Source organism: Listeria sp. SHR_NRA_18 (assembly GCF_003856515.1).
Lineage (GTDB): Bacteria > Bacillota > Bacilli > Lactobacillales > Listeriaceae > Listeria_A > Listeria_A newyorkensis.
Genome location: NZ_QPKR01000006.1, coordinates 25,458 through 37,795 on the forward strand (window position 1 = coordinate 25,458; position 12,338 = coordinate 37,795).

The window sequence follows — 12,338 nt, forward strand, 5'->3', positions numbered from 1 at the left end:
TATATTTCTATTTTGTAATTTAATTTCACAATCTTGATTTTATGGCGAAATTGAATTGCATAAAAACACACAAGCCGCGATGACTTGTGTGTTTTTGATGACTATTTTATGCTTCTACTTTTGTGAAGAATTGTGGTAGGTGTTCTTTGTGAGCTTCAAGTAACTCGTCTAGCACCGTTTGGGCGATGTCGCCGCTTGGAACTAGTGGGTTTAGTGTGAATGCCTGGAGTGCTGTATCGTAGCTTCCTGTTACGGCTGCTTCGATTGTCAGCTCTTCCATTGCTTTCATGACTTGCAGTAGGCCGCGTTGTGCTGGTGGGAACTTTCCGAAGTTGACTGGCTCTGCTCCGTGTGCGCGGATAACGCTTGTGATTTCGATGGCGCTATCGTATGGTACGTCGTCGATTGCTCCGTTATTGCGTGTGGATACAACCATCATCGTGCCTTTATTATTGTAGATTGAGTTGATGATTTCGCAGGCTGCATCGCTGTAATGAGCGCCGCCGCGTTTGGATAATTCTTCTGGTTTGTGGTCTAAATTTGGATCTTTGTAAAGTTCGAATAGACTTTCTTCTAAGCGTTTTACGACTTGGCCGCGACTTCCTTCTGTTTTGAATGCTTCTAGTTCTTCTGCCAGCATGTCGTCTGTCATATAGTAGTAACGGTGATATGGGCATGGCAACATTTTTAGATTACGAACTTGTTCATATAGGAAGCGCATATTTTTGATGTTTTCTACGACTTTGTCTGGGTTTGCGTCTGGTGCGTATAGGCCGTCGATAACTTGTTCTGTTAGCTCTGTGCCGTCTTTATCGAAAATGCGGTGCCAGTGTAAGTGATTGATTCCGGCAAATTTGAAGAATAGGTCTTCTTCTGGTTTTTTGAGGACGTCGGATGCACTTTTGATGGCGCCGATTGGAACGTTACATAGACCGATGACTTTTTCCCATTTTCCGTAGCGAAGAACGGCTTCTGTTACCATTCCTGCTGGGTTGGTGAAGTTGATAAGCCACGCGTTTGGGCATAGTTCTTTCATATCTTCTACGATGCCTAGGATAACTGGTATTGTGCGGAATGCTTTGAACATGCCTCCTGCTCCGTTTGTTTCTTGGCCGATAATGCCGTGTTTTAATGGGATACTTTCATCTTTAATACGTGCGTCAAGTAAGCCTACGCGGAATTGTGTTGTTACGAAGTCTGCATCTTTTAACGCGGCACGGCGATCGAGTGTCAGGTGTACTTCGCAGTCAATTCCGGCTGCTTCCACCATACGTTTTGCCATTGCGCCAACGATTTCTAATTTTTCACGGCCTGCTTCAATGTCGACTAGCCATAATTCTCTGATTGGTAATTCGTCGAAACGTTTAATAAATCCTTCTACTAGTTCTGGAGTGTAGCTTGATCCTCCACCAATGGTTACGATTTTTACGCCTTTCTTCATTTACACATACCTCCTGAAATTTTGTAAAGCGTTTTCTTATTTCTGCTCGTCTTCATTGTAGTTTATGTAATGCATTACAGGTCAAGGATTATTTAAAAACTTTTTGATTAGGGAGAAATTTGCGGTATACTGGAGGGGAACTGATGGTAAGGAGTTGGGTCGAATGGCAAATATTCAGGATATCGCAAAATTGGCTGGGGTTTCTGCGGCGACTGTTTCTCGGGTTGTGAGTGGGCGTGGCTATGTGAGTGATGAGACGCGGGCGCAGGTGCAAAAGATTGTGGATCAGCTTGATTATGCGCCGAATCGAAATGCGGTTTCTCTCAAAAAGGGAAAAACGATGATGCTCGGGATTGTGGCGTTGACGTTTGATAGTTCGATGGGCGTTTTTCTGCGGAGTTTCTCGATGGCGGCGCAGAGTGAGGGCTATAATGTGACTGTTTTTGTGACGAATGGGGATCAGGCGCGGGAACTGGAAGCACTTGAAATGTTGCGGCATAAGCAGTTGGATGCGCTTGTTTTTGTGTTGCGGGTGAGTCCTTGGGATGTGATTGAGGGCTATGCGAAATATGGACCGATTGTGACGTGGGAACGGGTGGAACTGCAAAAAGTGGCGTCGGTTTTTATGGATCAATATGATGGTTATATGCTCGGTTTGGAACATTTGTATACTAGAGGATATCGACGCATTGTGAATATTTATGGACGGATGTCTGGGAAAAATACGCGTGGCCGGATGCGGGCTTTTGCTGATTTTTGCGAGAAGTATGGGTTGGATGCGAATGAGATGGAGCATTTTTATAATAAGGGGCGGATTACGCATGGCGAGGAGATTGCGCATTGGTGGTTGGCGCAGGATGTGAAGGCTGACGCGATTTTGTGCCCGACGGATTATTTGGCGTCGGGATTCATTGCGGAGGCGCGGCGGATTGGGATTCGGGTTCCTGAGGATGTGGCGGTCGTTGGTTTTGATGATACGAATAATGTGGCGCGCTTGTTCGATATGACGACGATTCATTATCCGATTGATTTGCAGGCTGAGAATGCGTTTCGGATTATTTCGAATCGACTGGATGATAAGGATGAGCCTTTGCAGGAGCTGGAATTTCGATTGGTGGCGCGAAAAACGACATGAGAGCTGGTCTCATGTCGTTTTTTTCACATCGTGATGATTGTCAAAATTAGCGCGATAATCGCTGGCATCCCTTGCGCAAAAAAGATGCGTTTGGACACGGTTGCCGCACCATAAAGCGCCGCGATGACGACACAACTTAGGAAGAAAATCGCAATTTGCAGGCCGATAGCTGGGTCTGGATATAGCACACTCCAAACGAGGCCAGCCGCTAGAAAACCATTATACAAACCTTGATTTGCCGCAAGTTCTTTTCCATTTTCCGCTTTTTCTTTTGTCATGTTGAAGGTTTTCAATGTTCTTGGTTTCGTGAAGGCAAACATTTCGAAGTACATAATATAGAAATGCAGTAGCGCCACGATTAGAATGAAAATAGTAGTTAACATTGCCATTATTTCCTCTCCCCTTTCAAATGTTGCAACTCTTCCAGTAGCTGCCCTAATGTTTCGATGAGGCTCTGGACATCCTCAGGCTCTTTTGCCCGAAGTTGTTCCGTAGTTACTTGATAAAACGGTAAAATGGTGATACTTTTTTGCGCCGCATGAGCACCTCGTTCTGTGAGGCTGAGCACGGTTTCTCGACGATCTATTTTTGAAGTTTCCCGGTGAATCACACCCTTTACGACAAGCTGATCAACCTGGGTACTCGCGGTACTTTTTGACAGCGATAATTGCTCAGTTACTTGCTTCAACGTCCCACCCTCATGAAAACGAATGGTATTCACAATCGCCAACTGCAAAAATGTCAAACCAAGCTCTGATTCATATTTCCGAGTAATCTGGACAAGCGTATTATTGATACTAACGACCGCCTTAATAACATCTCCTGCTTGTTGTAAATCCGACAAAAAACCACTTCCTTTGACATTAGTTCCATTTGGTATAGTTCCATTATGAACTATTTTAGAATGAGATGCAACCTTTTGGATTTTAGTACATTGAAAAACCAATATTCTTTGAATACACCACCAAACCAGAGCGAAGCGAGGAACGCTCACCTGCGTCGTTAAAGCCTGTGCTCCGATGCTCGTGTACAAATCGTACACTCCGCTTCGGTGCTCGGCTTTGCCTAGCATCTGAGCATTCCTCGCTTCGCTCCGCCTCAGTTTTTGAAGGAGTGGATCGGTGCTGGAATCCTCCCACCACGTGCAATGAATTCGGCGGATGAATTTTTATTTACTTTCATAACGGGAGCTGTTCCAAGCAAACCGCCAAATTCGACCATATCACCAACTTTTGTTCCTTCTGCGGGAATGATCCGAACGGCTGTTGTTTTATTATTGATGACTCCAATTGCTGCTTCGTCGGCAATCATGGCAGCTATGGTGGTTGCTGGTGTGTCTCCTGGAATCGCAATCATGTCAAGGCCTACGGAGCAAATCGCTGTCATCGCTTCTAATTTTTCTAGGTTTAGTGAGCCATTATTGACCGCTTCGATCATGCCAATATCTTCTGAAACGGGTATGAACGCGCCACTCAGCCCGCCGACGTGACCGCATGCCATAACTCCGCCTTTTTTGACGGCATCGTTTAGAAGGGCGAGCGCGGCGGTTGTTCCGTGTGTCCCAACGGTTTCGAGGCCCATTTCCTCCAAGACGTGTGCGACGGAATCTCCGACGGCTGGGGTTGGTGCAAGGGACAAGTCTACAATGCCAAATGGTACGCCTAGACGCTTGGATGCTTCTTGTCCAACGAGTTCGCCCATTCGCGTGATTTTGAAAGCGGTTTGTTTGACCATTTCAGCAACTTTATCAAAACTCTCGCCTTTTACTTTTTCAATCGCTCGCTTGACAACTCCGGGTCCGCTAACCCCGACGTTGATGACGCAATCGGCCTCACCAACTCCGTGAAAAGCGCCTGCCATGAAGGGATTATCTTCTACTGCATTTGCGAACACGACTAGTTTTGCGCAGCCAAGGCCTTGTGTATCGATCGTCAATTCGGCGGTTTTCTTGATGACTTCGCCCATGTCTCGAACGGCGTCCATGTTGATTCCTGTTCGTGTGGATCCAATATTTACCGAAGAGCAAACACGTTCTGTTTGTGCAAGCGCCTCAGGTATCGACGCAATCAAAATCGCATCGCCTTTTGTGTACCCTTTCTCCACTAAGGCCGAGAATCCACCGATAAAATTGACGCCGACTTTTTTCGCCGCATCATCTAGTGTTTTGGCAAAAGCAACATAATCTTTGTCCGCAGAAGCGCCTGCAATAATCGCGATTGGCGTCACAGATATCCGTTTATTGATAATTGGTATCCCGAATTCAGATTCAATCTGTTCGCCTGTTTCGACCAGTTTTTCTGCATATGTAGTGATTTTTTCGTATATTTTCGCGCGTGCTTTCTCGCCGTCACTATCGATGCAATCAAGCAGTGAAATTCCCATCGTTATTGTTCGAATGTCTAGTTTTTCTTCTTCAATCATTCGAATTGTTTCTAGGATTTGTTTCGTCTCCATATCCGCACCTCCTTATAGTTTATGCATTGAATTGAATATTTCTTCGCGTTGAATGCTGACTTTGACTTGTAGATCCGTGCCTTTTTTTGCAAGTTGCTCTTTTACCTCGTCAAATGCCTTTGTCGTCGTGCTGAGGTCAAGCATCATCATCATGGTGAAATAGCCATCCATAATCGTCTGCGATACATCTAAAATATTGATTTCGAGCTCGCTAAGCTCATTGCTGACGCCGGCGATGATACCAACGTTGTCTTTCCCGATAACTGTTAAAATTGCTTTCAATAAATCCAGCTCCTTTTTTAGTTGATAGATTCTATTATACTTCTTATCGTGCTGAATTTCACTAATTTTTTGAAAATAAAATCTTGAGTGTGTATTGCGGTTTCTTATAATAACAAAAAAGTAGCACAAAACACGTCTAGAATCGTGTTTGTGCTACTTTTGCTATATCCTTATTTTTTTCTACGCAAGAAAAGCGCGCCAAGTGCGGCTAGTAAGCCTCCAAAAAGAACAGTGGATGTGGTGTCGCTATCGCCTGTTGTTGGTAATGCGTTGGTCGGTGCTGCTTTCGTTGGTTGTGCCACTTTCACTGGGACAACTGGGCTTGCGGATGGTGCTGGTTTCACGCTTGGGCTTGGTTTCGCTGGTGTTGTTGGAACAGCGGGTGCCACTGGTGAGATTGGATCTACCGGTACGATCGGTTGCGCGCCAACAAGGACGGTGATGGTGAACTGTGTTTCGTTGCCGTCGCTGTCTGTCACGCTGTACGTTACGTGGTAGATGCCTGCTACATTCGGATTGACGTCATTACTGATGACTTGGATTTGACTGGTAATGTCGCCATCTTCTAAGTCTTCTGCCGTCACGCCCGCCATTGGATCGAAGGCTTGGCCAAATGTTAGCGTGATGTCGTTCGCATGGATGACTGGTTTTTCATTCGTCAAAACGGTCACCGTGTATGTTTGTTCCGTTGTGTTGCCATCAGAATCGAGCACGCTATACGTGATATGATAATCTCCTGGTACATCAATGTTCACATCGTTTGCGATGATTTTAACTGCAGGACTCAGATCGCCATCTTCCAAATCACTCGCTGAAACACCCAACATTGGATCAAATGGAAAATGTGCTTTGACAATACGATTTGTGGCGATAATCATTGGTTTTTCATTAGTCAGAACGGTGACCTTGATTGTTCTGGTCGTTGTGTTTTTATCAGAATCTGTCACACTATACGTAATGTGATATGTCCCTGTAACAGCTGTATTCACGTCATTAGAAACAATTTCTATAGAGTGCGTCACGTCTCCGTCTTCTAAATCACTCGCCGAAACAATGGCTTTTGGGTCAAAGGGCAAACCTGCTTTGATGGTCTGATCAGATACGTGAATTTCAGGTTTATCGTTCGTTCTGACATAGACATGGCGCGTAACGCTTGTTGTATTGTTATCAGAATCTGTGACAGAATAAACCACTGCATACTGACCTTCTGATTCCATGTTGACATTGTTTGATATAATACTAATATTATCTGTTAAGTCGCCATCTTCCAAATCACTCGCTGTGATGCCGACCATTGGGTTAAATATATCCCCAACTTTCAAATAGTCATCGTTTGTCGTAATTACCGGTGCATCATTTGTCAAAATGGTCACTTGAATCGTCTTCGTTGTTGTATTATCATCTGAATCCGTCACGCTATACGTCACGTGATACACACCCACTTTTTCTGTATCGACATCGTTGCTCGTAACAATGATTTTATTAGTGATATCACCGTCTTCTGTATCGGATGCTGTCACATCTTTTTTCACGTTATATGCCTTGTGGATGTGCTGTACAACATCGGATGCTTCGATGATAGGTGCATCATTACTTGTTACTGTCACAGTGACTGTTTTTGTCGTCGTATTGTCGTCTGAGTCTGTGACACTATAGGTTATGTGATATGTCCCGACTTCGCTTGTGTTGACATCGTTTGCTATCACTGAAATTTTTGGAGTGAGATTGCCATCTTCTGTATCGGTTGCTGTCACGCCCACTTTTGGATCAAACATGCTACCTTTTTTCAAGGTCTTGTCTGTCGCTGAAATTGTAGGCGCATCATTGCTTGTCACCGTTACAGCGATTGTTTTTGTTGTTGTGTTATCGTCTGAATCGGTTACGCTATAAGTCACGTAGTACGTTCCAACTACCGCAGTATTAACTGTGTTCTCGACTATCTTGATTTTATTTGTCAAATCGCCGTCTTCTAAATCAGATGAACTCACGCCAGCAAGAGAATTAAATAATTTTCCTTTTTTTATTGTCGTATCAGAACATCTGATTACCGGAAATTCCCCAGTAACAATCATCAAGTCTGTACCAGTTGAACTAGCAGAATACTCTGCATCTTTAAATCCATCGTCCTCATATAAAACTTTTGTTTTTATATTAACTTCATTATTTGTTACGGTTAAAGCCTTAACACCAACGCTAACGACAGATGTAGAATTCACGTTTACTTTGTCTAGATGAACGGATACCGTATGAGATAAAGCATCATATGTCACGTCATTTGTCACATTACCATCCACTGACACAGAATCTGGAATATAAGCGAGTTGCTCTGGTAACGGAATTTCAAGTTTGACATTCCCCGCATCCATGCCACCTGTATTATTTAAACTAACCTCATATATTGTTGTATCATTTTTCTTGATACTTGCTTGTGCCACTGAATCACTCATCCTAAGAACAGATGGCGTCGAGAATACAATGTCGTCTATAAAATTACCGCTCCCTTTATTCCCATCAGCTGTTGAAATAGCCTCAAATTCAAAGCGAGTTACGGTCTGCCCTTCTGGAATTGTATATGTTCCTTGATAATTGACCCATGCTTTATTACCAGAGCTCATCGTTGTAATCAGTGATAGGTCTTTATCTGGGGCCCCGAATTTCACAACCGCTGTGTCAATACCACTTCTACCTCTATGTGAAACCTTCCAGCGAATAGTTTTTCCTGGTATAGTTTCTACATCTTGGTATAGTGCCGCTACAGAATCAGAGTTTAATTCCGCATGTTGATCACCATCTGCTGCCTTAACACCTCCATAATTACGCTGTATCTCTATTAAATTACTCACAGCCGTCGTATTCCAGCCAGGTACTAGAGATGCGTCTAAAAGCGCATAAGTTTTATCAATAACAGGATTCTCAAAGCTACCATTGACTAATTGAATAGTTTCATTATCAGCAGCTAATTTGGGAATTTCTAAAGGTTTGGTAAGATTGCTTTGAAGTGTAGCACTTGAAACCGCTTTTTGTATTTCTTTTAATTTATCCTCTCCTCTTGTTGAATATATCGCTAGGTTTTCTGATGCCGAAACAAAAGGCTGTATTGGTAATACAGTGCATACTAACATCACCACAGTTGTTACCCCTATTTTTTTTAATTTCATTACTATTTACTCCTCCTTATTTATCAGGACACGTATCTTTGCAATTCGTATCAATAAACAAATCATAACAATAATGCTATTTTCAAAAAACACTATACTTCCCTTTAAGAGACCTCAAATATGTATTTTTAGCGACAATTATTCTGTTTATAAATTTATACCGCAATTTAACGAAGATAACCCTAAGACCAAAATATAAGATTACCACAATTATACTTTAAATTGATATGACCTTCATGAATGAGTATAGAACTATACCCTTTAAAAAGCACATAGCGCTTGACACAATATTAGACACAAAAAAGCATTATCCAGCCTAGGTCATAGCTTGATAATGCTTAAATTGGGACTTATATTTTATCTATCTTATTAAACTCAACATTGGCTGGAATGCTTCAAAATGAATATCCAACTGCTTGTGCCCTAATTCTAATAAAATCTTTTCAACTGCACTCATAAAAGGCACAGGCCCGCATAAATAAATCGCCGCTCCTTGTTTCACCATTTCAACTAAATCAGCTTTTGTCACATATCTATTGGAAAATAAGTGATATTTCGCGCCTAGCTTCATGCGAAATTCTTCTGCAAATACGGCGTACTCTTTCGACCTCACGCAATGTATCAACTGCGCCTCGTTTGCTGCTTCTAAACTGTCAATCATCGCCGCAATCGGTGTTATCCCAATGCCTCCCGCGATGAAAACGTGGCTACTCGCCGTTTTATCTAATTCGAAATCTCCTGCTGGAAGCGTCGCAAGTATCGTGTCTCCAACTTCGTAATTCTCAAAAATATGATTGGAAACGACGCCAGCTGGATCTTTCTCATTTTCCTGTTTGATCGCGACTTGATAGCTTTTTCCATCAAACGCTTTCGTCAAACTGTATTGGCGATTGTGAAATAACTCATTCAGTTTCACACGTAGCGATATATATTGCCCTGGCGTGAAATCGACTAGTTCGCTACCATCATTTCGAGCTAGATTTAATGTAAAAATATTCGGTGCAATCTGGCGTTTTTCAATAATTTTGAAGGCGATAAAATCACGGTTTCGCTCGTCGCCCAGCGCGTCGTACATCTCCTGCTCGACTTCGATGAAAATGTCAGCAATAATGCCGTATGCTGCGCCCCAAGCGTCCAAGAGTTCTGGTGTTGCCGCGTCGCCTAAATATTCCGCGATTCCTTTTAATAAGTATTCGCCGACAATTGGATAGTGTTCTGCTTTAATCGTTAGACTGCGGTGTTTGTGTGCGATGGTTTTGACTTGTGGCAGTAGCACTTCTAATTGCTCAATATTTTCTGCTGCTAAATAAACGGTGTTCGCCAACGCTAACGGCTGCGTTCCAATTTCTTGATTCGTAAGGTTGAAATAATTCAGCAGTTCTGGATGCGCCGCAAACATCTTTTTATAAAAAATCGATGTAATCTCTTTCCCATGTTCTTTTAAAATTGGTGCTGTGGATTTCACGATTTGTTTTTGTTCCTCTGTAATCGTCGTCATTCTTAATCCCCCCTAAAAAATGGTATACAACATTTATCATACCATATCATGTCCCGCGAATCTCTCAGGGTTTTCCCTTATTTACCTTCGCGATCGAGTTGTGTTCGGATTTCGCGCGCGATGCATTCCACGGTGTAAATCGCTGGGAGCTGGGAGGTGATGTCCGCTTCTTGGTACATTTCTTTATTTATATAGTAGGCAATATTCGCATCAGATAATTTCGCCATCGTTGACTTCGCGCTATTTGTGATTGTGATAATTTTGCATTTTTGCATTTTGAGTTGGTGGATGTATTTAATGATGTCCTCGTTTTCGCCTGAAACGGAAATCGCGATCATGCATATTTTATCGGATAATTTGCTCGACAAGTGGTAAAATGGGTGATTTAGCGGGTCTTCGATGTGGAGCGCCAACGTGAACAACGAAGAAAAATAGAGCGCGCCGTACTCCGCGATAATGCCTGATGAGCCGATGCCAACAAACAAGACTAATTCGGCATCGCGCAAAATTTTCGCAGACGCAGCAATGTTCGCTTTGAATTCTGGTTGCGCCGTTCGCTTCAGGAAATCGATATACGTTGTTTCGTCCGACATGTCGACGTTGATCTTCGTCCGCTCTTGCGCATACATCTGCAACTTCACCCGAAACTCGGAAAAACCGCTACAGTCAAACTTGCGACAAAAACGCAGAATCGTAGTGGTGCTAACATGTGTCGCATCCGCTAAATCACGAATCCGCATATACGTGACGGTGTCTAAATTCGTCGCGATATAATTATAAATAGTCATTTCGGTGTCGTTCAGTTCAATCGTTTTATCTAAAAAAAGCATTTTGATGCCCCCGATCTTCTTTATATCACTATTTTAGCACGATGCCATCCGATGTGACAAGGCGTTACATAAAAGGAACAATTTCCAACTTCAAAAATCCTTAACAAATACTCGCGAATTAATAGCTATTTTTTCATTTTCAGCCTATACTATGGGAGAAGAAAGCGTTAAACAAAACATAATCAAATCTTAAATATATTGGAGGAAAAAATGATGGCTAAAGGTATTAAAATCGCTACAATCGGCGGTGGCTCAAGTTATACTCCCGAATTAATTGAAGGTTTCATCAAACGTCAAAAGGAACTCCCAGTACGTGAACTGTGGCTTGTCGACGTGCCTGCTGGTAAGGAAAAACTCGAAATCGTTGGTAATTTAGCGAAGCGGATGGTTGAAAAAGCTGGCGTGGATATGGAAATACATTTGACGATGGATCGTGAGGAAGCGTTGAAAGATGCGGATTTCGTAACAACACAATTACGCGTGGGACAATTGGATGCGCGTGTGAAAGATGAACGTATTCCGAACTCGCACGGTGTTGTTGGTCAAGAAACGAATGGTCCTGGTGGGATGTTTAAAGCGTTCCGGACGGTTCCCATTATTCTTGATATTTGTAAGGATATGGAGCGTCTTTGTCCGAATGCCTGGTTGATTAACTTTGCGAATCCTGCAGGAATGGTTACAGAAGCCGTGTTGCGTTACAGTAATATCAATAAAGTAGTTGGTTTATGTAACGGCCCAATCGGCATTGAGAAAAACATTGCGGATATTCTAGGCGTGGATCATACGGAAATTTATGTGGAATTTGTCGGCTTGAATCATATGGTTTTCGCGAAAACGGTTTATAAAGATGGCGAAGATGTAACCGCTGAGGTTGTGACTAAAATGACCGAGGGCGAATCTGGCTCAACGCTGAAAAATATTAACGCAACTGGTTGGGATGCAACGTTCTTACGCACTTTAAACATGATTCCAATCGATTACTTGCGCTACTACTGGCAAACCCGTACGCAGCTGGAAGATCAACAAGCCGCGTATGAAAAACATGGCACGCGTGCCGAAGTCGTGAAAAATGTCGAAGCGGAACTTTTCGAGTTGTATAAAGATGTGAATTTGACGGATAAACCGAAACAATTGGAACAACGTGGCGGTGCTTATTATAGTGAAGCGGCGTGTAACTTGATTAACTCGATTTATAATGATAAACGGGATATTCAAATCGTGAATACGCGCAATAATGGTGCGATTTTGGATATCGATCCTGAGTCTGCGATTGAAACGAACTGCGTGATTACGCGTCAAGGTCCGATTCCACTCGCAAGCGGTCACCTTCCTGTTGCGATTAACGGGATTATCCAGCAAATCAAGACAGTGGAACGTTTGACTGTCGATGCTGCGGTAACTGGCGATTACGATAAAGCGTTGTTAGCTATGACGGTGAACCCTCTCGTACCAAGCGATACAGATGCTCGTATTTTACTTGACGAGTTACTGGAAGCGCACAAAGAGCATTTACCACTGTTCTTCCAAAATAAATAAGATG

The 12,338-nt window shown here is 43.0% G+C and carries 10 protein-coding genes; 2 read left to right on the forward strand and 8 right to left on the reverse strand.

Annotated features, from left to right (window positions below; all coding sequences use genetic code 11):
• Nucleotides 1-106: 106 nt before the first annotated feature.
• Nucleotides 107-1,441 carry a 6-phospho-beta-glucosidase gene (locus tag DUK53_RS10075; protein WP_036094511.1) on the reverse strand — a complete coding sequence of 445 codons (1,335 nt, stop codon included), beginning with the start codon at nt 1,439-1,441 and terminating at the stop codon, nt 107-109.
• A 163-nt stretch (nt 1,442-1,604) separates the two neighbouring features.
• Between DUK53_RS10075 and DUK53_RS10080 the strand changes: the two genes are divergently transcribed.
• Entirely contained in the window at nt 1,605-2,576 is a 972-nt protein-coding gene (locus DUK53_RS10080) for a LacI family DNA-binding transcriptional regulator (protein WP_036131858.1), read from the forward strand.
• 23 nt (nt 2,577-2,599) lie between these two features.
• On the opposite strand, the gene DUK53_RS10085 is transcribed toward DUK53_RS10080, so the two are convergent.
• From DUK53_RS10085 to DUK53_RS10115, 7 genes are all read right to left on the reverse strand, one after another.
• Nucleotides 2,600-2,965 (reverse strand): DUF1304 domain-containing protein, encoded by a 366-nt coding sequence (locus DUK53_RS10085; protein ID WP_036094514.1) that lies wholly within the window; start codon nt 2,963-2,965, stop codon nt 2,600-2,602.
• The gene (locus DUK53_RS10090; RefSeq protein WP_161564236.1) at nt 2,965-3,420 is read right to left on the reverse strand and encodes a MarR family winged helix-turn-helix transcriptional regulator; all 456 of its coding nucleotides are present in this window, start codon (nt 3,418-3,420) and stop codon (nt 2,965-2,967) included. The genes DUK53_RS10085 and DUK53_RS10090 overlap by 1 nt, the downstream gene beginning before the upstream one ends.
• 254 nt (nt 3,421-3,674) lie before the next feature.
• Entirely contained in the window at nt 3,675-5,030 is a 1,356-nt protein-coding gene (locus tag DUK53_RS10095; RefSeq protein ID WP_036094516.1) for a PFL family protein, read from the reverse strand.
• Between the two features lie 12 nt (nt 5,031-5,042).
• Nucleotides 5,043-5,312, reverse strand: a complete 270-nt coding sequence (locus DUK53_RS10100; protein WP_036094517.1) for an ACT domain-containing protein — start codon at nt 5,310-5,312, stop codon at nt 5,043-5,045.
• A gap of 170 nt (nt 5,313-5,482) precedes the next feature.
• Nucleotides 5,483-8,470, reverse strand: coding sequence for an immunoglobulin-like domain-containing protein (locus DUK53_RS10105; protein WP_036131860.1), 2,988 nt, complete (start codon nt 8,468-8,470; stop codon nt 5,483-5,485).
• 361 nt (nt 8,471-8,831) lie between these two features.
• Entirely contained in the window at nt 8,832-9,968 is a 1,137-nt protein-coding gene (locus DUK53_RS10110) for a globin domain-containing protein (protein ID WP_036131863.1), read from the reverse strand.
• Between the two features lie 77 nt (nt 9,969-10,045).
• Nucleotides 10,046-10,798: a MurR/RpiR family transcriptional regulator gene (locus tag DUK53_RS10115; RefSeq protein ID WP_036131865.1), complete on the reverse strand. Its 753-nt coding sequence runs from the start codon at nt 10,796-10,798 to the stop codon at nt 10,046-10,048.
• A 213-nt stretch (nt 10,799-11,011) separates the two neighbouring features.
• Between DUK53_RS10115 and DUK53_RS10120 the strand changes: the two genes are divergently transcribed.
• Complete coding sequence (locus DUK53_RS10120; RefSeq protein WP_036131867.1) at nt 11,012-12,334, forward strand: 6-phospho-beta-glucosidase; 1,323 nt, start codon at nt 11,012-11,014, stop codon at nt 12,332-12,334.
• Nucleotides 12,335-12,338: the final 4 nt, after the last annotated feature.